This is a genomic window from Sorangium sp. So ce176 (assembly GCF_051519835.1).
Taxonomy (GTDB): Bacteria; Myxococcota_A; Polyangia; order Polyangiales; family Polyangiaceae; genus Sorangium; species Sorangium cellulosum_G.
Genome location: NZ_CP150371.1, coordinates 12,022,862 through 12,048,993 on the forward strand (window position 1 = coordinate 12,022,862; position 26,132 = coordinate 12,048,993).

15 protein-coding genes are annotated in these 26,132 nt (G+C 74.4%); 6 read left to right on the plus strand and 9 right to left on the minus strand.

Annotated elements, in window-relative coordinates; all coding sequences use genetic code 11:
* The first annotated feature begins 82 nt into the window (after nucleotides 1–82).
* From WMF42_RS45375 to WMF42_RS45395, 5 genes are all read left to right on the plus strand, one after another.
* Complete coding sequence (locus WMF42_RS45375; RefSeq protein ID WP_437689553.1) at nucleotides 83–1,720, plus strand: protein kinase domain-containing protein; 1,638 nt, start codon at nucleotides 83–85, stop codon at nucleotides 1,718–1,720.
* Between the two features lie 209 nt (nucleotides 1,721–1,929).
* A complete protein-coding gene (locus WMF42_RS45380; protein WP_437689555.1) occupies nucleotides 1,930–3,783 on the plus strand; it encodes a vWA domain-containing protein in 1,854 nt (617 codons plus the stop codon).
* A gap of 64 nt (nucleotides 3,784–3,847) precedes the next feature.
* The gene (locus tag WMF42_RS45385) at nucleotides 3,848–4,690 is read left to right on the plus strand and encodes a hypothetical protein (protein WP_437689557.1); all 843 of its coding nucleotides are present in this window, start codon (nucleotides 3,848–3,850) and stop codon (nucleotides 4,688–4,690) included.
* A gap of 111 nt (nucleotides 4,691–4,801) precedes the next feature.
* On the plus strand, nucleotides 4,802–5,239 hold the full coding sequence (locus WMF42_RS45390) for a hypothetical protein (protein ID WP_061609575.1): 438 nt from the start codon (nucleotides 4,802–4,804) through the stop codon (nucleotides 5,237–5,239).
* Nucleotides 5,240–5,415: 176 nt separating this feature from the next.
* Nucleotides 5,416–6,381, plus strand: coding sequence for an NAD(P)-dependent alcohol dehydrogenase (locus WMF42_RS45395; protein WP_437689559.1), 966 nt, complete (start codon nucleotides 5,416–5,418; stop codon nucleotides 6,379–6,381).
* 64 nt (nucleotides 6,382–6,445) lie between these two features.
* Here the strand turns inward: WMF42_RS45395 and WMF42_RS45400 are convergent, their stop codons facing one another.
* A complete protein-coding gene (locus tag WMF42_RS45400) occupies nucleotides 6,446–7,720 on the minus strand; it encodes a CapA family protein (RefSeq protein ID WP_437689561.1) in 1,275 nt (424 codons plus the stop codon).
* 124 nt (nucleotides 7,721–7,844) lie between these two features.
* Here WMF42_RS45400 and mobA point away from each other — a divergent pair, with 124 nt between their 5' ends.
* Nucleotides 7,845–8,591 (plus strand): molybdenum cofactor guanylyltransferase, encoded by a 747-nt coding sequence (gene mobA, locus WMF42_RS45405; protein ID WP_081426658.1) that lies wholly within the window; start codon nucleotides 7,845–7,847, stop codon nucleotides 8,589–8,591.
* A gap of 7 nt (nucleotides 8,592–8,598) precedes the next feature.
* Here the strand turns inward: mobA and WMF42_RS45410 are convergent, their stop codons facing one another.
* The 8 genes from WMF42_RS45410 to WMF42_RS45445 form a co-directional block, all read right to left on the minus strand.
* Nucleotides 8,599–9,618 (minus strand): MBL fold metallo-hydrolase, encoded by a 1,020-nt coding sequence (locus WMF42_RS45410; protein ID WP_437689563.1) that lies wholly within the window; start codon nucleotides 9,616–9,618, stop codon nucleotides 8,599–8,601.
* A gap of 8 nt (nucleotides 9,619–9,626) precedes the next feature.
* On the minus strand, nucleotides 9,627–10,271 hold the full coding sequence (locus WMF42_RS45415; RefSeq protein ID WP_437689565.1) for a hypothetical protein: 645 nt from the start codon (nucleotides 10,269–10,271) through the stop codon (nucleotides 9,627–9,629).
* A 7-nt stretch (nucleotides 10,272–10,278) separates the two neighbouring features.
* Nucleotides 10,279–11,382 carry a serine/threonine-protein kinase gene (locus WMF42_RS45420; RefSeq protein WP_437689567.1) on the minus strand — a complete coding sequence of 368 codons (1,104 nt, stop codon included), beginning with the start codon at nucleotides 11,380–11,382 and terminating at the stop codon, nucleotides 10,279–10,281.
* Nucleotides 11,383–11,480: 98 nt separating this feature from the next.
* Nucleotides 11,481–13,565 carry a serine/threonine-protein kinase gene (locus tag WMF42_RS45425; RefSeq protein WP_437689569.1) on the minus strand — a complete coding sequence of 695 codons (2,085 nt, stop codon included), beginning with the start codon at nucleotides 13,563–13,565 and terminating at the stop codon, nucleotides 11,481–11,483.
* A gap of 358 nt (nucleotides 13,566–13,923) precedes the next feature.
* Nucleotides 13,924–16,317: a hypothetical protein gene (locus tag WMF42_RS45430; RefSeq protein ID WP_437689571.1), complete on the minus strand. Its 2,394-nt coding sequence runs from the start codon at nucleotides 16,315–16,317 to the stop codon at nucleotides 13,924–13,926.
* Between the two features lie 138 nt (nucleotides 16,318–16,455).
* Nucleotides 16,456–17,766, minus strand: coding sequence for a serine/threonine-protein kinase (locus tag WMF42_RS45435; RefSeq protein WP_437689573.1), 1,311 nt, complete (start codon nucleotides 17,764–17,766; stop codon nucleotides 16,456–16,458).
* Nucleotides 17,767–17,900: 134 nt separating this feature from the next.
* Nucleotides 17,901–23,825, minus strand: coding sequence for a cellulose synthase (locus tag WMF42_RS45440; protein WP_437689575.1), 5,925 nt, complete (start codon nucleotides 23,823–23,825; stop codon nucleotides 17,901–17,903).
* 641 nt (nucleotides 23,826–24,466) lie between these two features.
* Complete coding sequence (locus WMF42_RS45445) at nucleotides 24,467–26,062, minus strand: hypothetical protein (protein WP_437689577.1); 1,596 nt, start codon at nucleotides 26,060–26,062, stop codon at nucleotides 24,467–24,469.
* Nucleotides 26,063–26,132: the final 70 nt, after the last annotated feature.

Consider the following 26,132-nt stretch of genomic DNA (forward strand, 5'->3'; position numbering starts at 1 on the left):
GCACGGATATTGCTGGGTTTCGGGTCGCGATAGCATCAGGATTGAAGCCCCGCCTACAGCACCACTGGGGTAAAGCTTGCTTGTGGACGGCAAGACCTTGAGCGGCAGGTACATCCTGGGCCGACTCCTCGGTCGAGGAGGGATGGGGGTCGTCCATGAGGCCGACGACACGGCGCTGCAGCGCCGCGTCGCCGTGAAGATCATGAACGCGGACATCCTCCACAGCCGGTCCGCTGTGGGGCGGTTCGAGCGCGAGGCGAGGGCCGCGAGCGCCATCCAGACCGAGCACATCGTCCGCGTGCTCGACGCGGGCGTCGACGAGGAGACGCGCTCGCCGTTCCTCGTGATGGAGCTCCTCCAGGGCGAGGACCTCGCGCAGCTCCTCGAGCGCCTCGGCCCGCTGCCCCCGCGGCTCGCGCTCCGGATCGTGGCCCAGGCCTGCGTCGGCCTGCAGAAGGCGCACGAGGCCGGCGTCGTGCACCGGGACATCAAGCCCGGCAACCTGTTCCTCGCGCGGCGCGAGCAGGGGCCCGGGCTCATCGTGAAGGTGCTCGATTTCGGCATCGCCAAGATCAAGCCGGCCCACGAGCCGCGCCGGGACACGACGGGGCTCACCCGGTCCGGCAGCATGGTCGGGACGCCGCGCTACATGTCGCCGGAGCAGGCGCGGGGCATCAAGGACATCGATCACCGGACCGACATCTGGGCGCTCGGGATCGTGCTCTACCACGCGCTCGCGGGGCGCACGCCGACCCAGGACGTCGAGGCCTTCGGCGATCTCATCGCCGCCCTCGTCGCGGAGCTGCCCACGCCGCTCCAGGAGTTCGCGCCGTGGGTCGCGCCCGAGGTCGCCGCGGTCGTCGACGGCGCTCTCCAGTACCAGCCTGTCGCCCGCTACCCGAGCGCGTCGGTGATGCTCGACGCGATCCTGCCGCTGCTCCGCGACGACCCGGGCGACGACCCGCTCTCGCTCGACGAGGGCATGCTCGTCCCGCTCTCGCCGTCGGAGCGCCAGACCGTCGCGCCGCGGCTCGAGCTCCCGGCGGCCCCGCGCGTGCCCCGGCGGAGCGGCCCCGTGATCCCCGCGCCGGGGAGAGCCTCCGAGCGCTGGCGGGACCAGTCGACCGACGGCGCGACGGCGCCCGCGCTCGAGACGGCCGAGGCGCCGCGGGCGAGCCACGAGGCGCAGGCGCCGCGCCGGCCCTCGCGCCGGCCGCAGGTGGCGGTCGCCGCGCTGGTCGCCGCGGGCCTCGGCTCGCTCGCGATGCTCCGGCCGATCGCGCCGCCGAGCGCGGCGATGACCGGCATGCACATCGCTTTCCGGGAGCTCCCGAGGACGCCCTCCGTCCCGAGCACGGCCGCCCCGCCCGCGCCCGAGGTGCCCGTCGAGCACCGGGTCGAGCTGGCGATCGTCCCCGCGGACGCCTCGGTGGAGGTCGACGGAGCGCCGGCGCGCGTGAAGAACGGCAAGGTCGAGCTCACGGGCACGCTCGGGAGCGTGCGCAATGTGCGCGTCGTCAAGGGCAGCCGCGCGGTGGAGGAGAAGGTCTCCATCACCGAGGCGGGCTCGCTCCCGCCGAAGCTGGAGCTGCCGGTGCCCCGGCGGCCCGCTCCGGCGAGGAGCCGCCCGCCCGCGGCGACGGCGAGCGCGGCCCCGGCCGCGGCGCCCGCGGCCACGAGCGCGCACGATCCGCTCATGCCCCCGAAGTTCATGGATTAGCGCGCGGCCCGCGCCCTCGCCCCGGAGACGCGCGCGGCGCGAGGCTTTCGCGATCTCCTGCCGAACAACGCGCTCCCGTCGCTGTCTGCACGGATATCCTCGAGGGCGTCGCGGCGACGGCGCGTCGTCCCTGGCGCGCGGCGACAGAACGGATCCGGCGCTGGCCCGTCCTACCGGGCACCCGCGCGGACGGCGGGGAGGGAGAAGGCATGAGCGAACTCGGGATGATGTGGGCAAAGCGAGCGCTCCTCGGCGGCGCGCTCGCGCTGGGGCTCGCGGCGGGAGGGCTCGCGTGCAGCGCCAAGGAGGCCCCGGAATCCTCGGCGCCCGCGGGGGCGCCCGCGGCGCCGCAGGCCACGGCCGCCGAGCCGATGCGCGGGGCTCAGGACCTGGAGAACGCCAAGGCGGAGCCCGGGCTGCCGCCCGGCGCTCTCCGGGGCGGCGTGGGGGCCCCGAAGGGGGCCGTGGCCACCGGCGGGGCGCCCGCCGCGCCCGCCGCGCGCGCCGTCGCCGGGGGGGCGAGCGAGGGCGCGGGCCGCGCCGCGGCCCCCGAGGCCGCCGCCATCGACCCGAACGGCCGCTTCGCGACCACCTACCGCCCCGGCGGCGGCCACCTCGCGGCGTTCGAGTCGGCCGTCGCGCGCGGCATCGTCCCGCCCGCCGAGCGCGAGCTCGTGAGCGACGTCGGCGCCCGCTACGCGCCCGCGATCGACGTCCCGAAGGGCGCGACGCTCGCCCTGCGCACGGACCTCGAGCGCGCGAGGATCGCGCCCGGCGGCGGCCCTGTGCACGTGCGCGTCGCGCTCCGCTCGACGGCGCAGGCGCCCGCGGCGCGGCCGCACCTGTCGGTGCACCTCGTGCTCGACGTGAGCGGATCCATGCAGGGCGAGCCGATCGCGCGGGCGCGCGACGCGGCGCGCGCGCTCGTCGACCGGCTCGACGCGCGCGACGACTTCTCGCTGGTCACGTTCTCGAGCGACGCCCAGGTCCGGATCCCCGACGGGCCCGTCGGGCCCCGGCGCGCGATGATCAAGGCCACGATCGACGGCATCGCGGAGGGCGGCGGCACCAACATCGGCCGCGGGCTCGAGCTCGGCTACGCGCAGGCCGCCCAGCCGGGCATCCCGGAGGGCGCCGTGAAGGTCGTGCTGCTGCTCTCCGACGGGCGCGCGAACGCCGGGATCACGAGCTCGGAGCGGCTGTCGCGGCTCGCGCTCGACGCCTTCCAGGGCGGCGTCCAGACGAGCACCTTCGGGCTCGGCGCCGACTACGACGGCGCGCTGATGAGCGGCATCGCGAGCGACGGGGCCGGCGGCTACTACTACCTGCGCGACCCCGACCAGATCGCCCCGGCGCTCGCGACGGAGCTCGACAAGCGGCTCGATCCTGTCGCGACAGCGGTCGAGCTCCGGGTGCGGCTGAAGCCGGACGTGAAGCTGCTCCAGGTCTACGGCTCGCGCCGGCTGAGCGACGCCGAGGCGGCGCGCGTGCGGGAGATCGAGGTCGCGGCGGACGCGCAGGCGCGGAAGCGCGATCGCATCGAGCAGGATCGCAAGGACGACGCCGAGGGCGGGATGCGGTTCTTCATCCCGGCGTTCTCGCGCGACGACAGCCACGCGCTGCTCCTCAAGCTCGGCCTGCCGGCCGGCGTGGACGCGCGGACGATCGCGTCGATCGAGCTCAAGTACAAGGACCGCGTGGCCAGGAAGAACGTCGTCGACGAGGCGCCGCTCAAGGTCGCGTACGCGGCCGGCGACGCCGACAGCGCGGCGAGCGTCGACCCGTCGGTGGCCCGCACGATCCAGGGCTTCGCCGCGGGCGAGACGCTGTCCGAGGCCTCCCGGCACATCGCGCTCGGCGACCGCGGCCGGGCCGCCGCGCTGCTCGCCGAGCGGGAGGGCATCCTGCGCGCCGCCGCCGACGCGCTGAAGGAGCCGCTCTTCCTGAAGGACGCGGACCGCCTCGCGCGCCTCCGCAGCCACACGGGCGCCTCGGACGGCCTGGGCGACCCGCTCGTGCTCGCGATGCTGCTCGAGACAGCCTCGCGGGCGCACCTCCACTGAGGGCCGGGCGCGTGGCGACGACGCCGCGGGCGCGGCGACCTGCAGGCATGTTCGAGGCGAGCCCATGACCCAGACCTTCCCTCTCCGGCGCGATCGGGTGGCGCAGCACGTCGACGTGGCGCCCGGCGGCGAGATCGTCCTCCGCGGCAAGCTCGCCTGCTCGACCGACGGCTCGGTCATCGACGCGGCGACGACGACCTGGCCGGCCGGCGCGCCCGGCGGCGCCTCGGTCGACAGCGGCGGGCTCGTCGACTTCGCGCAGGGCGGCTTCCACGTGACGAGTCGCGACCCCGTGACCCACGAGGTGCACGCCATCGCGACAGGGGATCCGGCGCCCGCCTGCGCGCTCGCGGGCGTGGAGGCCCCCTGCCTTCCGCTCCGGCTCCTCCCGCTCGCGCGCGCGCGGCTCCAGACGGCGCAGGAGCTGACGAGCTGCCTGAACGGCGGCATCACGGTCGAGGTGCCGGACGCGGTGATCCCGCCCGTCGCGCCCGCGGCCGTGCCTTACGTGCAGGGCGCGGCGGTGCTGCTCGGCGCCGGCGTGCTCGCGTCGATCGGGTGGGTGGTGCAGCGCCGGCGCGCCCGCTCGCCGCTCGGCAAGCTGCTCGGCCTGGCGAAGCGCACCCGGTCCAAGCTGAGGGCCGCCGACCCAATCGTTGCCGCGCCGCTCCTGCCCGCCGTGGAGGCCGCGCTGGGCGCCCTGAAGCGGCGGCGCGTGGACGCCGCGTCGACCGAGGGGAAGCGGGTCGCGGAGCTGCTGCGGCGGGTGGAGGCGCGCCTCGACGCGTCGGTCGAGGAGGCGCGCGCCGACAGGGAGCAGCAGGCGGCGGACGAGCTGGTGCGCGAGATCGAGAGCGCTCTCGAGGCGGTCGACGAGGTGGGGGGCGCGCGGCGCGGGCGGTCGTGAGGCGCGCGGCGCGGGGGCGTGGCCAGAGGGAAGCACGGAGGGGCGCGACGCGTTCGCGAGCGGTGGCACCCGTCTCCCGGTGGCGGCGGAGGGGGTAGGGGAGGCGTACGGATGACAAGCGTCGGTGAATTCGACTTGCCCTCGGGGCGAGGGCTGTACCTTCGCGAGCTGCGACAGTACCTGACCTACGAGGGCATGCTGGAGGGGCTGCCCACCGTCGAGCGGAACAAGGAGCAGATCGAGGAGCTGGTCTCGGAGCACCGGGACAACCCGTACCCCGGCGGACCGTACCTGATCCGACCGACGGAGGCGCCCATCGAGCTCCCCCAGGACGACCCGTACCCGTTCGGCATCCCCTCGGCGCTGCCCAGGGTAACCTGCATCGGCCGGTTCGACTCGCTCGATCCGGCCCGCGACAGGAGCCGCGACTTCTCCGGCCTTGTGGTGATCTGGTTCCAGGATGACTTCGCGTTCCCGATCGATCCCGCCGTGGTCGCGCAGCTCCTGGCCATCGATTGGGAAGCTCACGCAGCCGACATGGAGTATTGAGGTGCTGTCGCCTGGCTGATGTTGCAAGACACGATAGGCTGCGCCGCTCGCTGTTGAATGTCAGGACGGTTCACCGGTCACGAAGAAGGGGCGGGCCGGCAGCGCAGCCGCGGGCGGCCTGTCTGCCCACGACGAGCCACATGGACATGATCGGCCATCTCCGGTAGCACTGAGCCATGCGAGCCGCCCGACGGGACCGCTATGGAACGCCGGCAGTCATCCGGATCGAGGACGTGGCAGTGCCCACGCCGGCCGATGACGAGATGCTGGTCCGGGTCCACGCTGCCACGGTGAGCCGCACCGACTGCGCGTTGCTCTCGGCCCAACCGTTCATCATGCGGTTCATGACCGGCCTCCGCAGACCCAGGACCCAGACGCTCGGCACCGACTTCGCGGGGCGGGTGGAGGCTATCGGCGCGCGCGTCGGCGGCTTTGCTGTCGGCGACAATGTCTGGGGGATCAACGATCTCGGGGCCGGGTCTCACGCGGAGTATCTCGTCATTTCCGGTGGTGACTCGGTCGCGCGCATGCCCACCGGCCTGAGCTTCGAAGAGGCCGCGGCTTCCCTGGAGGGTGCCTGGTATGCCCACAGCATCCTCGAGCGAGCGGCCTTCCAGAACGATCGGCGCGTGCTGATCAACGGGGCGACAGGGGCGATCGGCTCCGCGCTGCTGCAGATGTGCGTATACCGTGGCGCCACCGTGACCGCGGTGGGGAACACAAGGAACCTGGATCTGCTGAAGTCGCTGGGGGCCGACCGGGTCATCGATTACGAGCAATCGGACTTTACCCGGGACGACCATGTCCATGACTACGTGTTCGACACGGTGGGAAAGAGCACGTTTGGCGCCTGCAAGCGCTTGTTGACGCCCAGGGGCGTGTACGTCTCCTCGGAGCCCGGACCCGGGTGGCAGAATCCATTCCTGGCGCTCCTCACGCCCGCTCTCGGCGGAAAGCGGGTCGTGTTCCCCGTACCCACCGGCCGAAAGGCGTTTCTCGAGGTGATGCGCCGGCTCATCACCGAGCGCCATTTCCGGCCCGTCATCGACCGCACCGTCACCCTGGATGCGATCCAGGAGGCCTATGCCTACGTCGCGTCCGGACAGAAGACGGGCAACGTGGTGCTGAAGCTCTTCGGGTGAGGGGCCCGTGCGCAGCGCTCGCTCCGAGCGGCAATGCACGCGCGCCGGATGGCCAGGGCGTCGCTCAGCGGATCGGCCCGGCGACCTTCGGCGGCGAAGCGGGGGCCGCCTTCGCGGCCTCCTCGAGCGGCGCGCAGCCGTCGGCGGCGAACGGGCCGATCGCCGGCTCGCCCTCGACGAACGCCGCCACGCGGCGCATCCGCGCCGTGAACGCCGCCTCGGTCTCGGCGCGCCGCGGGTCGGCCGCGAGCGGCACGGTCCCGACGCCCTCGCTGCGCACGGGGCAGATCTCCGCGACGGGCGGCGCGCCGCGGCGCAGGCGCAGGCGGGCGAGCATCGCGAGCTCGACCGCGGGGCCGGTCCTCTTCACCTTCATGATGAAGTTGCCGAGGCTGTAGAAGATGGGCCGGCCGCGGCGGAGCTCGATGCCCTGGAGCACGTGCGGGTGGTGGCCGAGGAAGGCGTCGGCGCCGGCGTCGATGGCGGCGGCGGCGACCGCGCGCGCCTGGGGCAGCGGGGTGTCGAGGTACTCGGTGCCGCCGTGGTAGCTCACGACGACCGCGTCCACGCCGGGCTGCTTGCGCGCGGCGCGCACTGCGGCGGCGATCCCGTGCCGCTCCGCGGCCGCGACGAACTCGCGCGCCGGGTGCTGCCACAGCGAGCCCTGGTTCCAGATGCCGGTCACGGCCAGCACCGCCACGCGGAAGCCGCGGCGCTCGATGACGGCCGGCGCGTACGCCTGGAGCCGCGTCCGGCCGGCGCCCACGTAGGCGACGCCGACGCGCTCCAGGTGGCCGAGCGTCTCGAGGAACGCGCCCTTGCCGTAGTCCCACATGTGGTTGTTCGCGAGCGACACCACGCTGATGCCGGCGCGCGCGAGCGCGTCCGCGCCGATGGGCGGGCCCGTGAACACGAGCGGCTGGCGGCTGTGCTGGGTCTCTCCGCCCTGATCGCTGAGCTGGTTCTCGAGGTTGACGAAGCGCACGTCGGCGGCGGCGAACAGCGCCGCGACAGGGGCGAACGGGTCGTGCGCCGGGTTGCGGAGCAGCTCCTGGCCGAGCGCCTTGCCGAGGCACACGTCGCCGCCCGCGATGAGCGTGATCGCGTCGGCCGGCGCGTCAGGGGCGGCCGCGGGCGCGACAGGGGCGGCCGCGGACGCGATAGGGGCGGCCGCGGACGCGATAGGGGCGGCCGCGGACGCGATAGGGGCGGCCGCGGACGCGATAGGGGCGGCGACAGCGGGCGGTGGAGCGAGCCCGGCGCCCACGTTGGCGGACCGGTCGCAGCCGATCTGCGCGGCCGCGGCGCACATCGCGAGGAGGACAGGGGCGTGGCGCATCGCAGACGGCTTCTCGGCGCGCATTATCCACGGGGGCGCGCCGGCGCCCAACTATCCGGCCGAGGGGCGCGATCCCGGTGGCCGGCGCCCTGGCGCGCGCCCATGCTCGGACGCGGCGAACCTCATGAATCAGGGGCAGGTATCGACGGCGCTCGGTGAGCCCGGCGCACCCGGCGCGCCGGACGGCGAGGGCAGCGCTGCCTGTCGCGCGGCCGGCCTGGCGGGCGTGGTGCTGTGCGGCGGTCGGAGCAGCCGGATGGGGCGCCCCAAGGCGTGGCTGCCGTTCGGGGGCGAGGCGCTGCTCCAGCGGGTGGTGCGGCGCCTCGGCGAGGCGGCGTGGCCGATCGCGGTTGTCGCTGCGCCCGGGCAGGAGCTGCCGCCGCTGCCGGACGGGGTGATCGTCGTGCGCGACCCGGAGGAGGGCCGCGGCCCGCTGCAGGGCATCGCGGTGGGGCTCGAGGCGGTCGCGCCGCTCGCCGAGCGGGCCTACGTCTCGGCGACCGACGCGCCGTTCCTGCACCCCGCCTTCGTGCGGCGCCTCGCGGACCTGCAGGCGGGCGGCCACGCCGTCGCCGTTCCGTGGGCGGACGGGCACCATCACCCGCTCGGCGCGGTGTACGCCTGCTCGGCGCGCGCCGACGCGGCGGCGCTGCTCGCGCAGGGCACGCTGCGGCTGTCCTCCCTGTTCGAGCGGGCGCGCACGCTGGTCGTCGAGCCGGAGCTCCTGCTCGCGGATCCGCGGCTCCGCGAGGCGGATCCGGCGCTGCTGTCGCTGCGCAACCTGAACACGCCCGAGGACTACGCGGCGGCCCTGCGCGCGCTGGAGGGCGCGGCGGAGGCCGCGCGGGGAGGCTCCGCCGGCCGCCCTTGAACCGGCCTCACGGCGCCCACCTCGCGATCAGGATCCGCTGCTCTCCGTGCCTCGGGAGGAACACCCTGTCGGGCCCGAGCCCGCGCACCGCCATGACGCGCCGGAGCTCGCGGGGCGCCTGGCCGAACGCGTCGGTGCTGTTGATGAAGGTATCGAAATGAATGGCCATCATCCGGCGCGCCCCGAGGTCGAGGAAGGCCTGGACCGCCTCCGCCGGGTCCACGTGCTTCGTCACCATGAAATCGCGCGGCCCCACCGGCGCGATCGGCAAGAGGGCCAGATCGATCCCGGGGAACCGCGCGCGCGTCTCCTCGAAATAATCGCGCTGGTACGCGGTGTCGCCGCCGAAATACACCTTGATCCCGTGATACTCGATCACATATCCGGTGTAGCTCGTCGTCATCCAGTCCCGGTCGAGGCCGTAGCGGTATCCGGAGTGCCTCACCGGGACCGCCGTGACCTTCAGATCGCCCTGCTGCCATGTCGTCCAGGTCGGGACCTCGACCGACTCGAACGCGTGGTTCGGCACGTAGACGAGCCCGCCTTGCGGCACGAGCAGCGTCCGGACCTTCGGCTCGATGAGCGACAGCGACCCCAGCGAGAGGTGGTCGAAATGCATGTGCGAGACGAGGACGGCGTCGATGGGCGGCAGGTCCTCGGGGTCGAGCCCCGGCTCGACGAGCCGCTTCACGATGAGCCCCACGTTGGATGTGAAGACAGGGTCCGTCAGGATGAACTTGTCGTCGATCTGCACGAGCACTGTCGCGTGCCCGACCCAGAGGACGGCGAGCCGCGCCTCGGGTCGATGAGGCGCGCGCACCTTGTCCGGCACCGGCAGCGGGCGGTCGAACAGGATGGCGACGTTATCGCCGAGGATGCGGGCGGGCACGCAGCGCGACAGGCCGGCGATCGCGAGGAGCGCCGCGGCGAGCGGGCGCGCGCGCGATCCTGCCGCCGACAGCGCGCGTGACAGCGTGGCCGAGAGCGCGGGCGATCGTGCGGGAGACGAGGAGATGCGCTTGGCCATGCGCGGCGTCAGAAATAGCGAATGCTGAGCGTGATCGTGGTCGACCGCAAGGCGGCTGCCGGCGTGACGGTCACCTGGGCGCCGAGGCCGCCGAACAGCGTGTAGATCCCCGCCTCGTACGAGGCGGCCACCTGATCGCGAGCGTGGAGCACGGAGCCACCGAGCGAGCAGGACAGGGCCTCTCCCCGGTCGAGCAGCGGAAAATAGGAGCGTATGCCGCCGCGCACCATCCAGCCCCCGGCCGCCGCGCCCGCGACGTATTCAGGCGAGCCGAACAGCTCGATGGAGCCCGCGTGCCGCGTGAGCGGCTCGACGACGAAGGCGCGCCACGGCGAGAGCTTGCGGTTGATCCCGAACGAGTAAAGCAACGGCGTCACCTGCCAGCGGACCCCGAAGCGCGTCCCGCGCGCCCCGATCCACAGCTCCGGGCTCGGCACGAGCTGGACGAGCAGCCACGGCAGCGTGAGGCGGATTCCGGGCTCCGTGGCGGAGCCGCTCACGGCGACCTCGCGCGGCGCTCCGCCCGCGGCGGCCTCGCGCGGCGCTCCCGGCGCCGCGCCCGCGGCGAGCGGCCAGCCGAGGACGGCGGCGCAGGCGGCCAGCGCCGCGGCGCGGCGTCGTGCGGACCGTGCGGGGCGCCGTATGCCGGGCATGTCGCGGCTACGGCGCTGCGCCGTACACCTTGCCGAGCTGCTTGTACAGGAACCGCGCCGCGTGCTCTCCATACGGCGTCCTCGGGACATACACGTCGGGCGACTCGATCGGCGCGTCCGCCGCCAGCGCGCCAGGCCGCCCGATCCGGCCGAGATCGTCGCTGAGCGCCTCCATCGACGGATACCGGTTCTCCGGCCGCTTGCGCAGGCATTTCATGATCACCGCCTCGAGCGCCCTCGACGCCGGGCTCGCGCCCAGGCCGGGCGGCGGGGGCGGCGTCATGAGCTGATGGCCCAGCACCATCGCGTCTTCCATGGCGGGCATCAGCGCGTGGCCAGAGCCCCGCGCGGCGCTGAAGGGGAGCTTGCCGGAGAACACGCGGTACATGAGCATGCCGAAGCCGTAGACGTCCGTGCGCGCGTCGGGCGGGTCGCTGATTGTCTGTTCCGGAGCCATGTATTCGAGCGTGCCGACGGTCACCCCGGCCTGGGTGAGCCCCGAGTGCTCGTACAGCTTGGCGAACCCGAAATCGACGACCTTGGCGGCCCAGGCGTCGCCCCTCTCGCCCACGAGGAACACGTTGGCCGGCTTGATGTCCCGGTGGACGATCCCCGCGCGGTGCGCCGCGCCGAGCCCGGCCGCGGCCTGGAGGAGGATGGGCACGCCGGCCTCCGGAGACAGCCGCTTGTCGCGCAGGAGCAGCGAGCTCAGCGACTCTCCGAAGAGGAACTCCATCACGAGGTACGGCGACCCGTCGTGAAGGCCGATGTCGAGGACCTCGACGAGGTTCGGGTGCACGACGGTGGACGCGGCCTTGGCCTCGATGAGGAACCGCGCCTTCACCTTGGGCTCGCGGCGGAACCTCGGCTCCAGGAGCTTCAGCGCGACGGGCGCGCCCCCCTGCGTGTCCTCCGCCAGGAACACCTGCGCCATGGCGCCGCTGCCGATCAGGCCGCGCACCCGGTACCGCTCGGCGATGACGGCGCCCACGTGCTCGGTCGGCTGGGACCGGATCCGCCGGATGTCGAGGCTCTTGACCAGCTTCTCCCCGTCGTGCGGGCAGAAGCGGTGGTCATCCGCGTACCGCCGGTGGCAACGAGGGCACAGCATGGAGGTCCCGTTCCGGGCATACCCCCTCCACCGCCCTCTTTGCAAGGCCCCACCTCCCCGCGGCGCGGGGCGCTCGTCGAGCGACGACGCGGGCGCTGTCACGACGCGCGCGGCGCTACCGACTGGAGCTTCGCCCCGGGCTCGTTGATCCGGACCGTATCGACGCGGCTGAAGTCGTCCAGGTCGTGCGTGACGCCCGCGGCGCGCCAGCCCCGGCACCGGCGGGGCAGCGCGTCGAGGTGGTCGACGAAGGAGCTCACCCACGCCTCGATGTCATCCGGTCGCTCGTCGGGCGACAGGGCGAGCGCCCGGGCAAAGGCGTCGTCGATCGCCGGCGGCGTCCCCGGGAGGAGCGACGAGACGGGCGGCGGGGCCACGCGCGAGAGGCTCGACAGGACCGTGGAGATGTCGTCTCCGACCGTGACGCGCCGCCCGGTGAGCGCCTGGTACGCGACGGCGGCGAAGGAGTAGATATCGCTGCGCGCGTCCACCGGCCTGCCGCTGGCCTGCTCGGGGGCCATGTACAGCGGAGTCCCCAGGAAGATGCCCGTCGACGTCGCGCTGACGTCCGCCGAGATCTCCTTGGCGATGCCGAAATCGAGGATCTTGACGCGGAAACCGTCCGGGGACGTCGACGGAACCAGGTAGATGTTCTCCGGCTTCACGTCGCGGTGCACGAGCCCCGCCGCGTGCGCGGCCGCGAGCGCCGAGGCCCCCTCGCGCAGGAGGAGCGCCACCTGCGGAGGCGTCCCGGGCCCGTTGTCCCTCATGGCATGAGCGAGGTTGCAGCCCTCCAGCCACTCCATGACGATGTAGAGCGACCCGTCCTCGAGCTCGCCCGAGTCGTACACCTCGATGACCGACGGGTGCTGAATGCGCGCGACGAGGCGCGCCTCCCGCGCGAACCGCACGCGCACATCGTCGTTGTTGAAGAGCTCCGTCCTGATGGCCTTGATCGCGACGTCGCGCCCGAGCCGCTCGTCCTGGGCCCGGAACACGCGGCCCATGCCGCCCTCCGCGACGACCCGGGTCAGCCTGTATCGCCCCGCGATGCGGTAAGGGAACGGCCGCGGCATGCTCAGCGCGGCTCCGTCGTAGCTGCACAGCGGCGCGCTCTGATCGTAACAACGATGGCAGCTCGGGCAGATCTGCAGGACATCGATGCCGCGGCTCACCATGTCCTCGAGCGTCGCCTTCCGGCGCTCGGCCGCGCCGGCGAGCTCCTTGCGCATGCGCGACAGCTCGAGCGCGCTGCCGAGGTGGTGAGCGAACGAATCGACGAGCCGCCTCGTCGTGTCGGTCCACGCGACGCTGCTGCCGACGATGACCAGGGCGCCGTGGACGTCGCCCGACATGCCGATGACGGGGATCACGACGTCCGCCGACCTCGAGAGCGGCCGCTTCGTCAGCGCGGCGCTGCGCAGCGCCTCGGCCGACGGGGCCTCGGTGGTGGTCGCTGTGAGGCTGACCATCCTCTCCGCCTCGGCCTTCCACACGGCGACCTCGAGCGCCCCGATGGCCTCCGCGATCTGCGTCGCCGCGGCGGACGACCACCTCGCCACGTCGTCGAGCGCCTGCGCCGAAGAGGCGACGAGCTCCGCGAGCTTCTCCTGCTCCTCCGCGAGCTGGCGCGCGAAATACTGCACCGCGGCGTAGGCGATGGCCGACACAGTGAGGATGTTCATCGCGAAGAAGCAGGCGATGAGCGCCTCGGGCGTCTCCGGCGCGCTCGCCGAGAGCAGGGGGTCGACGGCGCCCGCGACAATCACGAGGAGCGCGTAGGCGGCGAACCACGGGATGGACGCCCGTGACCCGTGGAACAGCAAGAAGGTCAGCGGCGCGAGCAGCGCCCACAGGACGACGCCGCTCGACGAGACGAACCCTCCCCGGCTCGCGTGCATGAGGAACGGCAGCGCGAAGATGAGCAGCGCCTGGCGGAAGCGGAACCCGGCGAACCCCTTCGTCCGGGCGAAGTGGACGAGGCTCAGGACCGTGCACGCCGTGTAGCCGAGCGGGATCGCCGCCGAGCGGACATCCCCGCTCGCCGCATAGGCGATCCCCCAGGCGGGGCACGCGCACGCCTTGAGCGCGGCCGTGAGCGTGAGAATCCTCTTGTGCTGGCGCAGCCGCGGATCGTCCCCCGACCTCAGTCCGATCCGAGCGACGGCCTGCAACAACTTCATCCCCGCGGAGTCTACGCCGACGAACAGGGGGCCTCAAGCATTGGACCGACAAGCCCAGCGCCACGGCCGGCGCCGCTCGGCCCACGCCCGGGCGACCGCGCTGAGCAACGCGCGGCGGCCGCTCGAGCCAGCGCTGTGGCCGGCGCGCTCGGCGGCGCTTCGCGATTCGCGATTCGCGGCGCGAGCCGCGCTCCCTTCAATGCTGGCGCAATCGTCCGGTCGCCGGTCGCGCAGACCGTCCCTGGTTGAAACGGGTCCGGGCTGGCCGTGTGACTCCCGTGCTCCCGCGATCGGGAGCAGGCCAGTTCCGTGATGTCGAGAGAGGCTGCCGCGGAGCCCTCGCGCGACGGGGGCGGCGTCAGGCCGCGCCGAGGTCGAGCTCGGCGAGCCGGCCGACGAGCGGATCCTCGGTGCCGAGCTGCTCGAACGTCACGGGATCGCTCTTCTGGAGCGCCGCGAGGAGCTGCCCGAGCCCGCGCCGCGAGCCGTAGTAGTTCGACAGCTCGTGGTCCTCTTCGGTGATGCAGGCGCGCACCGTGCTGCGGGAGATCTGCGGCAGCCGCAGCGCCTTGAGCGCCATCGACCAGAGGCCGTCGATGAAGTTCTGATCCGCGGGGAACTCCAGGAGACCGGCCATCGTGAGGAGCATGGCGCAGCGCTGCCCCCTCGGCGTCGACAGCGCCTCATCGCCCTCGAGATAGCCGAGGTCGAAGGCGCGGCGCATGGCGTCGGCCGCGCAGAGCAGGCGCTTCAGCTCCTGGGCCGCGTGGCTCAGGTGGCTGTGGAACATGACGTCGACCGACAGGCCGCCGAGCGCCTCCTTGCTCTCATGAAACCGGGTGACGGCCGGGAGCCGCCCGAGATCCTGCCGGACGGCGTTGCCGGTGGGCACGTCGTGCGGCGGCTCGCGGTGGCTGAAGAAGCCCCCCGACTGGAAGACATAATAGAGCTCGCTCTGGCCCGCGAGCCCGGCCCAGATGTCCGAGTACTGCGCGACGCGGTTGAGGCTGCCCGCCGCCCAGTTGAGCCCCGCCGCGGCGTCGCCGCTGATCTGCGACGCGCTCACCCCCGGGTCGCGCGGCGTCATCGAGCCCTGGATGTCCTCGGCGATCTCCGTGAGCTGGAAGTCGAGGAAGCCGTCGTAGTAATCGGCGCGCCCGTCCCGGTTCACGTCGGAGTAGCGCGCGACGACGAGCGGGTGCGAGGGCCCGACGAACTGCGAGAACCCGGGGACCTGCGCCTGCGGGTGGTGCCACTGCGCCTTCCGGATGCGCGCGTCGAGCTCGGCGTGCGACGCGCGCTCGCTCATCCCGCGCAATGCGGCGACGAAGCAATCGATCCCCTCGGAGGCGGTGACCACGCCGTCCTGACCGACCCGGAAATAGGTCGAGTCCCAGGATGAATAGATGTCCGCGTCGGGGAACACCTGAGAGATCGCGAAGCGCGTGGTGAGCCCGGCGCACTGCGAGTTCATCATCAGCTTGTAGCCCTCCTGCCGCACCTTCACCGCGGCCGCGCGGAGGTCGAACGAGCCGAGCTGGGCGTGCCGGTTGATGAGCAGCCCGATGAAGAACTCCACCCCCATCTCGAGGTTCTCGTCCCGCGGGGTGGCCGTGCGGGCAAAGACGCGGATGGGCTCGCCGGAGGGCGTCTTGAAGGGCGCCTCGAAGACGCGGTAAGGGCTCCAGCCGCTCGGCGACGGGGGCGTGTCCGGCGGGGGCGTTACCTCCTTGAATTCAAAGGCCGACACGAGGATGCGGCACTCGCCCTCGTGGAACTCCGAGGCGCTGCACACGGCGAAATTCCACGGCCCCGTGAGCTCATCGTACGGCGGCGCCTCGCGGAGCAGGCTGCGCACGAGCCCCCGCGCGCGCTCCTGCTGGTCCGCCGTGAGCCCCGGCGCGCGGAGCTGGAGCAGCTGGATCGCGTGGGCGCGCAGCGCGGGCCGGGCCGTCTCGTCGCCCGCTTCCTTCTCGATGAGCGCGAAGATCTCCTGGGCGGCGCGGTCGGCGACGGGCGCGAAGCTGCGGTCGTCGAGCGACGTCGCGATGAGGTGCGACAGGATGGTCAGCGCCGCCGAGCGGAGCGTCGCGGCCGCCGTCGGATCGCGCCGCGCCTCGTCGCCGCCGACGGCCGCGGCCTCGAGCGCCGCGCGCGCCTGCTCCAGCAGCGCCATGCCCCGGCCCGCCGAGAGCCGCTCCTTGCGCAGCGGCTCCTCCGGGTGGAACGCGCTCGGCGGAAAGAGCTGCGTGAAGGTGCTCGTCCGGCGCGAGGAGATCCACCGGGCCGCGGTGACGAGGGCGTCGCGGCCCGCGATCCCGTCGGCGGCGAGGGCCGGGCTCGCGCTGAACACCCCGACGGGCAAGAGCCAGAGCGGCGCGGCCCCCTCGCGCCCGGCGGTCAGGTCGATCGGCGCCGCCTGCGACGCGACGCCCTGATCCGGCTCGACCTCGACGCTGGAGGCGGCGACGGCCTCGAGCCGCCGGCGCACCGGCGTGCGCCCAGGAAACACGATGAGCACCGCCTTGCCCTCGCGCTCCCGGAGCGCCGCGAGGTGCTCCGCGGGCACCGGCGACTGGAGCGAGATGGCATAGTCGTTGTCGTTCACCGCCATCGCGAGAAGGCGAATTCCCGGCGTGGACTTGCGCCCTTCGAAGGCAGCGGACGCGGCCGGCCCGACGCTATCCACCGTGCCGGGCAGGTCGACGATCCCGCGAGGGGAACGGATGCGGACGATGACTTCTGTAGGCATGCCTCTCTCCTGAGGTGAGAGAGACTCGCCCTGTTCAAGAGCGCGGCGCAACAGGAATCCGACGTTGCCCGAACGCCGTATCGTCGCGTCATGACAGGCGTCAGGAAGGGCCTTATGCCTGTATCTCAGGCAGTTCCCTCAAGGCATCTCCGGCTTGTCCGGAGTTGACTTCTTCAACTCGATATCGAGCGGAGCGTCGGCGTCGGCCGGCGCGCTGGCGCCCGGGGCGACGAGGAGGATGTGCGGCGGCTCCTGCGCCGAAGAGGTCGAGCAGCGGAGCAGCGACAGGCCAGCTCCGGCGGCGACGACCAGCGCGGCCGCGAGCTTGACGCCTGCGCTCTTCGCGCCGCGCGCCCCGGGCGCCGGGGCGCGCGGCGCGGGCAGCGGGATGCTCGACGGGGGCGCGGGCAGGAGGCTGCCCGCGCGCAGCGTCGCGACCGACGCCTCGCCGTCCAGGTCGGCGGCGCCGGCCGAGAGCGCGTCGCCGGCGCGTGCCTCGAAGGAGGGCGCGTCGCTCTCCCGCTCCCTCGGCGCCGCGGGCGGGCCGAACGGGCGGAGCGCGACGTCCGCGTAGCGCCCGAGCAGCGCGCCGACCTCGCGGAGATCGGCGGGGCGCTGCGCGCGGTCCGGGCTGAGCATGCGGTCGACCATTGCGGCGACGTCGGCGGGCAGCGCGGGCGCGATCTCGCCGATCGGCCGCATCGCGCCGGTCAGGATGCGCTTCAGCACCTTGCCCATGCTCTCGGCCTCGTTGGGTCGGACCGAGGTGAGGCACTCGTAGAGGATGACGCCGAGCGACCAGATGTCGGCGCGGTGATCCACGTCGTGCTCGCCGAGGATCTGCTCGGGCGACATGTAGTAGGGGGTCCCGAGCATCTCGCCGGTCCCTGTGCGCCCCGAGGTCCACGCGGTCTCGCCGTGCGCCGCGGTGAGCTTGGCGATGCCGAAGTCGAGCACCCGCACCCGGGCGGCCTCGTCGTGCAGCGGCGCCGCCGCCTCGGGCGTGAGCAGGAAGATGTTGTCGGGCTTGAGGTCGCGGTGGACGATGCCCAGGGCGTGCGCGGTGCCCACCGCCGAGATGACGGGCAGGAGGATGCGCGCCAGCTCGGGGAGCGGTATCTGCGCCTCCCGCAGGAGCCTGTCGCGGAGCGACTCCCCCTCGAGCAGATCCATGACGAGGAACGGGGTCCCGTTGTCGAGCTCCAGGACATCGTGGATGCACGGCACGTTCGGGTGGTCCACCGCGGCGGCCGCGCGCGCCTCGCGGAGGAGGCGCCGGCGGGTCGAGGCGTCCTCCGTCGCGCCGGGGCGAAGCAGCTTCAGCGCCACACGCTCGCCGCTCGCGAGGTGGGTGGCGGCCCAGATGACCCCCATGCCTCCCTCGGCCAACTGGCGATCGACCCGGTAGCGACTCGCCACCAGGGCGCCCGGGACCAGATTGATGGTCACGCGGAGACAGGATACCACGCGCCGCCCACCGAGCCGGCGCCGCGCGCCTGACGCGCTGCTGCGCCGCTCAGGTCGAAAAATTCTGAGTGTCGCAGCAGCGTCGGGGACGTCTGTACGTCGCTGTCGTTGCCGCTCTAGACAGCTGGCCAGATCGAGCCCGCGCGGCGGCGGTCGGCGAAGGCCTCGGCCGAGAGCGCGTAGCGCAGGAGCTCGTTGGACACCGGGTGCTGCAGGAGCAGGCGCGGCTCCTCGGTCGAGCGGGCGATGTCGCGATCGTACCGGCGCAGGTAGTCGATCGCGGCGAGCGCGTCGCCGCACAGCAGGTAGCCGATGCGGTACTCGCTCCGGCGCAGGCCGATGACGAACGCGCGCGCGTCGTACGCCACGGCGACGTTCGGCGCGATCTCCTCGAGCAGCTTGCGCTGGCGACGCCCGATCGCCCGCTGGATGCCGGGGAGCATCTGCTGGGCGGCGTGCTCGCGTGCGGGCGAGATCGCCCCCGATCCGAAGCCGGGATCGAGCGTGCGGATCGCCGCGAGCAGCAGGCCGTCGGTGGCCTCGGCCGGGATCTCGTCGAGGAAGGTGAAGCCGACCGCGACGCGCGCGAAGAGGCGGGCCAGCGCGAACGTCTGCTCGAGCTCCGGCAGCTCGGTGAACGAGGTCGGCGCGACGATCGCGGGCGGATCGCCCGGGAAGACGCGCGCGGCGCCCTGCCACGAGGGGACGAGGTAGAGCTCGAACGCCTCGATGCCGAGCGAGCGGCCGACGCGCTCGGCGAGCTGCCGCGTCGGGTGGTTGTCGCGCGGGCCGAGCCGCTCGCGCGAGCTGACCCCCAGGTTGCTCAGCTCGAAGCGGATCGCCTTGGCGGTGATCGGCGCGATCGCGAGCGCCACGTCGATCCAGGAGCTCCGGGCCTCCGGGACCAGCAGCCGGCCGATCTCGGGGCCGGCGAACGCCCCGACGTAGGGCGCCTCGGAGGGCACGCGCCGGCCCCTGAGCCGGGCCATGCGCTCGAGCGACACCTCGCCGAGGCAGGCGCGGACCTCCTCGACGGTGACCCGCTCCTCGGCGCGCCCGTCCTTGGCGAGCGCCGCCTCGAGCGCGGCGAGCGCGGGGCCGAGATCCGGGAGCCGCGTGAGGACCTCCGCGTCGGACGTGAGCACGTCCCGCAGCACCTGGACCGCCTCCGAGTTGCGCCCCGCGGCCTCGAGGCCGCGGCCGAGCGCGGTGCGCGACTCCGGCGGGGCGCCGGGGAGCGCGACGGCCTGCTGGAGGCGCGCGAGCCCGTCGCGCGGCCGGATGAGCAGCGTCGACTCGAGCAGGCCGAGCGTCGTCAGCCAGCGCGGGTCGAGCGCGACGCGGCGCGTGCCGGCGATCTCGAGCAGCTGCGAGAGCGCCTTGGCGTACGCCGCCGCCCCCTCGCTCGTGTCGACGCGGTAGAGGCGGGCGAGCGCCGTCCAGCCGCGCGTGTCGCCGCTCGGCGAGCTCACGATCACGTCGCAGAGCGTGCGCACCATGCCCGCGCTGTCGCCGGCGTCGCGGTAGGCGTCGGCGAGGCGCAGGCCGGCCTCGACGCGGGCGTTCGGGTCGGGCGACAGCTCGACGAGGCGCCCGAGCGCGCGCAGCGCGAGCGCGTGATCGCCGCGCGCGACGCCGAGCTTGTGCAGCCGCTCCAGCGCGGGCCGGCTCTGCGCGTCGATCGACAGGACCGCCTGGAGGGCGTCCTGCGCGAGCGCCGGGTTCGCGAGCGGCCCCTCGTACAGGTCGGCGATCAGGAACTGCGCCGCGATCTTGGTCTCGGCGTCCGTCGCCGCGGCCACCGCGCGCTTCAGGGCGTCGCGGGCCTCCAGCCAGACGCGCTGCGCGGTGAGCAGCCGGGCGAGGAGGAGCAGCGCCGCCGCGTCGTTCGGGGTCGCGTCGATGACGCGCCGGATCGCCGCGATGCCCACGCCGGGGTCGATGGCGCCGGGGCGCCCCTGGTGCTGCAGCACCGACCGGGCGATCTCCGTGCCGAGCAGCGTGATCGCCTCGCGATTCGCGGCCCGGTTGAGCGCCTCGCCGAGGCGATCGGCGAGCCGGTGCGGGTCGCCCGCGAGCTTCTGGGCGAGCGCGCGCGCCGCGGCGACGCTGCTCGGATCCGCGCGGAGCGCGCTCTCGTACAGCTCGAGCGCGCGCGCGTTGCCCTCGGGCGAGGTGTCCTCGGCGGTGAGCTCCGCCGCGCGGACGAGGTGCGTCGCGCGCGCGGGCTCCCCGAGGACGAGCGTGGCGAGCGCGAGCTGGGCCGTGACCATGCTCGCCTTGTCGCCGACGCGCTGCGCGAGCCGATCGAGCCCGCGCGCCGCGAGCAGGCTCTCCGGCCACAGCGCGAGGGCGTCGCGGAAGCCGGCGAGCGCCGCGCGGGCGGCGCCGGGGTCGGCGTCGGCCTGCGCCTCGGCGAGCAGCGCCTCCTCGATGCTGTAGAGGGCGCGCGCGATCGGGTCGCTCGTCAGCTCGCGGCTGTCGCGGACGGCGCTCGTGAAGAGGGCCTGCCCCCGCGGCGCGGCCGGATCGGAGGGGGCCACCTTGCCGGCGAGGCGCAGGATCGCCATGTGGGCGGCCGCGTCGCGCGGCGACTCCTTGACGATGCGCGCGAGCGCCTCGAGCGCGGCGCTCGGCCCGAGCTGGTCCTCGAGCGACGCGATCTCCCAGAGGGCGCCCCCGCGCGCGGCCGACGACGTGAACACGTCGGCCTCGGCGCGCAGGACCGTCGCGAGCGACGTCGGGGCCTCGAGCAGCCGGTAGAGCTGCTCCAGCATGCGGAGCGCGGGGACGTGGTTCGGCACCACGGCGACGAGCCCCTCCAGGATCTCGACGGCGTGCCGCGGGCTGCTCTCCGCGAGGACCAGCGCGAGGGAGATCCGGAGCGCGTGATCGACGAGCGCCGGCGGCTTGCGCTCGAGCCAGCGCGCGTAGAGCCCCGCGAGCTCGCTCGCGATCATCGAGTGGGACATCCCCGGCAGGCTGGACGCGGCGCGCGTGCCGGTCGCCGGCCGCTGCGCGGCGGGCGCGCCGAGGTTCACGCCGAAGCCGGCGCCGCCGGCGCGGACGTAGATGCGCTCCATCGCGTCGAGGATCGCCGGGTCCGGCTGGCTCGAGGCGAGCGCGGCGTCGGCGCGGGCGAGGAGGCGGAGCGCGTCCTGATCGCGCCCGAGCGCGAGCTCCTGCACCTCGGCCGCCTGGAAGAGCAGCCGCGCGTGGTCCTCGGGTCGCTGCGTCTCGTCGGCGAGCGAGCTCAGCACCTCGACGAGCTTCTCGTAGTTGCCGGTCTCGCGGAGGAGCCGCGCGATCTCGATCCGCGGCTGCGGGTGGGAGGGCCTCCGCCGCGCCGCCTCGCGGTACGACTCGACGGCGCTGTGCGGCCGCCTGAGCCGCCGCTCGTCGAGCGCCGCGACCTCGATCCAGAGGCTGAACGCCGCGTCGGACGCGGGGTCGCGCTGGATGAGCTTGAGCAGCGCGCGGCGCGCCTCCTCGTAGCGGCCGGACCGCTCGTCGAGGCGGAAGCGCGCGCGCAGCGCGTCCGGATCGGCCGGATCGATCGCGAGCGCGCGGTCGACAAGCGCCGAGGCCCGGTCGCGATCGCCGAGCCTGATCTCGGTGATGTCGGCGGCGCGCAGCAGCAGCCTGCGCTGCTGGGCCGGGTTGCTCGTGAGCTCGGCCTCGGCGCAGAGCGCGCGCGCGAGCCGCTGCGCGTCGCTCGCGCGCGCGGCGTTGCGCTGGAGCGCGAGGATCGCGGCGCGCCGCTCCGGGTCGATCTCGAGGATCTTCTCGATCTCCTCGATGGCGCGGGCGGGCTGGGAGAGCTCGTCCTCCCAGATGGCGACGAGCTTCTCGAGCAGCCCGACCTTGCGCGCCGGGTCCTCCGTCGCGCTGGCCGCCTGGGTGTAGAGGTCGATCCGCTCGCGCACGCCGCGCGGATCCTCCTCGTCGATGGACTGCGGCGCCGGCGCGAGCAGGGCCGAGAGCGCGTCGAACACGGTGGTGTTGCCCGGGTCGATCGCCCACGCGGCGCGCAGGATGGCGAGCGCCTCGTCGCGCTGCTTGAGGTGGTGCTCGCAGATGTCCGCGGCGCGCAGCAGCGCCGCGACGCGCACCTGCGTGGGTCGGTTCGCGTTGGCGACGGCGGTCCACACCTCCACGCGCTCCTCGTGGTGGCCGAGGCGCTGGAGCGCGCGGTCGAGCCGCTCCCTCGTCGAGCTGTCCTCGGGCTCGAGCTCCAGCGCGCGGGTCGCGTGGAAGGAGGCCTGCTCCGAGCTCCCGAGCGTGTCGTGGATCTCCGCGAGGCGGACGTGCTCGTAGACGATCGCCTCCCGGTCGGTGAGGAGGGCGAGCTCCTTCTGGCGCACGCTGGCGGCCTGCTCGAGCGCGCCGCTCGCCTCCAGGAGGCGGATCAGCTCGCCGACGATGCGCCGCGCTGTCGGCGAGCCGGCCGGGGCGCGCGTCGACGCGCGCGTCAGCAGGGGCACCGCGTCGGCGGGGGAGCGGATCTTGTCGATGAGGAGCCGCGCCGCCGTGTAGAGCAGCCGCGACGCGCGCTCGTCGTCGCGCTCGTGCTCGGCCTCCAGCGAGAGCGCGCCGACGAGGCCGACGATGCCGTCGTGGTGCACGAGGTGGCGGCGGAGCGCCTCCCGTACGGGGCCCGGCCCCGGATCGAACGCGATCGCGCCCTCGAGCGACGCGAGGGCGAGCTCGGGCTTGTGGAGCTTGCGATCGAGCACGGCGGCGCGCTCGACGTGGATCCAGGCGGTGAGCTGGCCGTCGCCGTCCTGGCGGCCGCGCCCCGGGGCGTACGCGTCGGCGAGGCGATCGAGGTGGGCCGCGAGGTCCCGCCCGGCTTGCTCGGTGCTGCGCGCGCTCTCGCGGCGGAGGGCGATCTCGAGCCCGCGCAGCGACGCGGCGTGGAGCGGGACGAGCCGCAGCGCCTCGGTGAAGGCATCGCAGCTCTCCGGCGTGCGCCCGAGCGCCTGGAGCAGGCGCGCCCGTTCGGCGAGCAGGTCGGCCCGGAGGGCGTCGCTCTCGGCGACGCGGAGCTTGTCCTCGGTCACCTCGAGCGCGAGGGCGAGCTCGGTGCGCGCGTCGATCAGGCGATGGACGCGCGAGAGCGCCGGCTCGAGCGTGCGGGAGAGCTGCCGCGCGCGCTCGTAGGAGCGGCGGGCGGCGGTCGGGTCCCTGAGCACCCGCTCCTCGTGGATGCCGAGCTCGACGAGCGCGCGCGCCGCGCCGACCGGGTCGCTGGCCTTGAGCCGCTCGGCGCGCTGCTGGAGCTCCGTGGCGAGGTCGGGCGCCGCGATCGGCGGGCTCTGCGCGGGAGCTTGCTGGCGCTGCGCGGGGAGCTGCGGGCTGTGCGCGATGGCTTGCGGGGCTTGCGGGCTGTGCGCGGGGGCCTGCGGGCTGTGCGCGGGGGCCTGCGGGCTGTGTGCGGGAGCTCGCGGCTCGCTCATGGCCGAGCGCGGCGTCAGCGGCGATGGCTGGGGGGCCGAGGCGGGCGCGGGCGTCACGAGCGGCTCGATCGACTCGACCGAGATGGGCGCGGGCGACGAGATCGGCTCGGCCGAGATGGGCATCGGCGTCGCCGTCGGGTCGACCGAGATGGGCACCGGCGTCGCGGTCGCGTTGAAGGCGGCGACCGCCGGCGAGGCCTGCGTGGCGGGCACGCCCGGCTGAGAGCTCGGCGCCGGCTTGCCTGCGCCCGAGCCCGGAGCAGGCGGCACGGCGCGGTTCGGGCTCGGCGGGCGCGCGGGAGCGCCTCGCGGCGAGCGGACCGGCGGCTGTTCGTCCCGGGGCGCGGGCGCGGCGGCCTGGCCCGGCGTCGACGCGGGCGCCTTCGCGCCGGGCGGCAGCGGCGGCGGAGGCCTCGACGGCGGGGCCAGCGGCGGCGGCAGCGACCCGCTCGCGACGCTGCCGTCCTTGCGGCGGATGAGCGGCGGCGGCCTGCTCGGCCCCCCGCCGGGGGGCGGCACGCTCGGCGTCGGCGTCCGGTTCGGTCCCGGCGGCGGCACGCTCGGCGGCGGCAGCGGGGTCAACGGCGGCAGCGGGCTCGCGCCGAGCGGCGTGTTGGGAAGCGGCAGCGAGGTCGGCGGCGGCGGCGGGGGTCGCGACCAGCGGCGCGTGCGGCGTCGGCAGCGGGGTCGTCGTCGCCGGCGCGGCCGCTGCCGCGCCCGCGGGCAGCGGCGCGTTCGGCGTCGGCAGCGGGGTCGTCGTCGCCGGCGCGGTCGCGGCCGGCGGCGCTTCGCCGTCTGGCGGCGCGATCGCGGCCGGCGGCGCCTCGTCGCCAGGTGGCGCGTTCGCGCTCGGCGTGCCGAGCCTCGACGTGCCTGCGCTGCCGACGAGCAGCGTCTTCGCGCCGGGCTGAGGTTGCGCGCTCACGCGCGCCGTTTGAGCGTTGTCGGCGTTGGCTTCCCAGCCAGCTTCGTCCGGCGATCCGGGCAAGCTAGGCAAACCAGGCCGGCGCGACGCTCCTTCTTGCGGATCGTCCCCGTGCACTGGCGCGGATGCTACACACCCGCGCGCGTTCAATCCACGTCCATGTGCCTGCTCGACCGACGCCGCGCGCATCTCGAGCCGCGCGCGAGCAGGCTCACGGCTTTTTTCGCGCCACGCGACGCGTCTCGCCGCGCCGCGCCTGCTGCGGCGCTCCGCGCACCTGCTCGATCCTGGGGGCGGCCTACCTGTCGGGCGCGGCCGGCGCGCAGCGCAGCACGTCGAGCTTCATCGCCTTGCCGGCCGGGTGCGCCACCAGCAGCGCCTCCGCGGACGCCGCGATCGGCTCGCCGCGCCCGAGCGCCGGCTCTGCGTGCAGCCCCCCCTGGAGCTCGCCTCGCGCGGTGAGCGCCGCGAGCTGCGTCGGGCCCGAGGCGTTCGCGATCGCGAGCCACACGGCTCCCGCGCGGCCGCTGGCGGGGTCGTGCGCGCGCGGCCCCGGCGCGCCCCGGAGGAGCGCTGGCACCCCGGCGCCCACGCCCAAGGCCGCCTCGGGCGGGGTGTCCTGCTCCCGATCGCCGACGAGCACGCGCGGCTCACCGACGCCGCCGAGCCGCACCAGCACGGCGCTGATGCGCCCTCCGATCGAGCCGCTCGGGGTATCGTCGTCCCGGAAGGCGAGGATGACGCCGTCGTCCTCGCCGAGCGTCAGGTCGTACGCGAGCACGTGCCCGTCCTTCGGCGTGACCGCGCGCGGCGTGGCGGTGAGCGCGCCCGTCTCGTCGAGGGGGACCACCTCGATCCACTGATGGGCGATCGTCTCGCCGGCCGCGGCGGTGTCCTCGTCGGCGTCGTCGCCCTTCTCCGCCGCGGCTCGCCGCGCCGGCTCCTCGGCGCGCGCGATGTACGCGAGCCAGTAGCCGCCGGGCCGGGCGATCACGCGCGGCAGCTCGGCGTCGGTGCTCGGCTGGGAGACGGGGCGGGCCGAGGTGACGGAGCGCAGCGAGCCCACGTCGGCGGAGGCGAGCATGATCCGCGATCGCTTGCCGTCGCGGGTCACGTCGTCCCAGACGATGACCGCGCGCTCGCCCGACGCGGCGATGTCGAGCGCGAGCGACTCGTCGCGCCCCTCGGCGAGCTCGGCGCCCCAGGTGACGTGCTCTCCCTCGATCCTCGCGACCTTGATGGCGCGCCCGCCGGCGTTCGGCTCGAGCATCGCGGCGAGGATCGCGCCGCCCGCGCCCGCGACGACAGGGGGATCCATGTCGCCCCGCGATCGCGCGAGCCGCACGAGCTTCCCCTGGGCGCCGTCGGCCGAGAGCGTGGCCACCATCGCGATGGTCCCGCCCTCCGCTTCCCGCTGCGCGCCCACGGCGAACCCGCCTGCGAACGCCGTCCCGCGGCCGACCTCGACAGCGAACGGCGCGACGTCCTCGACGCTGTCCGCCGCGCCGCCCCCCGCGCCCTGCTCGGCGCCGGCGTCCTTCGCGGCCGGCGCCGGCGGCGCCTCGCCGATCACGAACGGCGCGGGGCCCGCGGGCGCGCAGCGCGGCGGCGTCTGTCCCGGCGCCGCGGGATCGCCCGGCGCGGGCGCCGCGGACGTCGCGCTGGACGGCGCGGGGGCGCTGCTCTCGGCGTCCTCCGGCGCGGTGAAGCAGGCGCGCCACACCACGAGGCCTCCCACGACGAGCGCGACGGCGAGGGCCCCTTTCCAGGCGACGCCCTCGGGCTCGTCCTCGGTCGGCGGGCGTCGATCCGCCGTCGGGGGGCGTTGATCCGCCGTCGGCGAGCGTCGATCCGCGCTCGAGTTCCCCTGGGGGGCGCGGTGGTTGGGCTCCATGGGCGGGGGGTGTTAGCGCTGATCGCGCCGTGAGGGCAGGGGGTGGCGCCCGCGCGCGCTGGTCCAGCCG

Excerpts from the sequence above, each read along its gene's own strand:
- WMF42_RS45380 (WP_437689555.1), top strand. The coding sequence starts at position 1,930 with ATGAGCGAACTCGGGATGATGTGGGCAAAGCGAGCGCTCCTCGGCGGC.
- WMF42_RS45385 (WP_437689557.1), top strand. The coding sequence starts at position 3,848 with ATGACCCAGACCTTCCCTCTCCGGCGCGATCGGGTGGCGCAGCACGTC.
- WMF42_RS45390 (WP_061609575.1), top strand. The coding sequence starts at position 4,802 with ATGACAAGCGTCGGTGAATTCGACTTGCCCTCGGGGCGAGGGCTGTAC.
- WMF42_RS45395 (WP_437689559.1), top strand. The coding sequence starts at position 5,416 with ATGCGAGCCGCCCGACGGGACCGCTATGGAACGCCGGCAGTCATCCGG.
- WMF42_RS45400 (WP_437689561.1), bottom strand. The coding sequence starts at position 7,720 with ATGCGCCACGCCCCTGTCCTCCTCGCGATGTGCGCCGCGGCCGCGCAG.
- mobA (WP_081426658.1), top strand. The coding sequence starts at position 7,845 with ATGAATCAGGGGCAGGTATCGACGGCGCTCGGTGAGCCCGGCGCACCC.
- WMF42_RS45410 (WP_437689563.1), bottom strand. The coding sequence starts at position 9,618 with ATGGCCAAGCGCATCTCCTCGTCTCCCGCACGATCGCCCGCGCTCTCG.
- WMF42_RS45415 (WP_437689565.1), bottom strand. The coding sequence starts at position 10,271 with ATGCCCGGCATACGGCGCCCCGCACGGTCCGCACGACGCCGCGCCGCG.
- WMF42_RS45420 (WP_437689567.1), bottom strand. The coding sequence starts at position 11,382 with ATGCTGTGCCCTCGTTGCCACCGGCGGTACGCGGATGACCACCGCTTC.
- WMF42_RS45425 (WP_437689569.1), bottom strand. The coding sequence starts at position 13,565 with ATGAAGTTGTTGCAGGCCGTCGCTCGGATCGGACTGAGGTCGGGGGAC.
- WMF42_RS45430 (WP_437689571.1), bottom strand. The coding sequence starts at position 16,317 with ATGCCTACAGAAGTCATCGTCCGCATCCGTTCCCCTCGCGGGATCGTC.
- WMF42_RS45445 (WP_437689577.1), bottom strand. The coding sequence starts at position 26,062 with ATGGAGCCCAACCACCGCGCCCCCCAGGGGAACTCGAGCGCGGATCGA.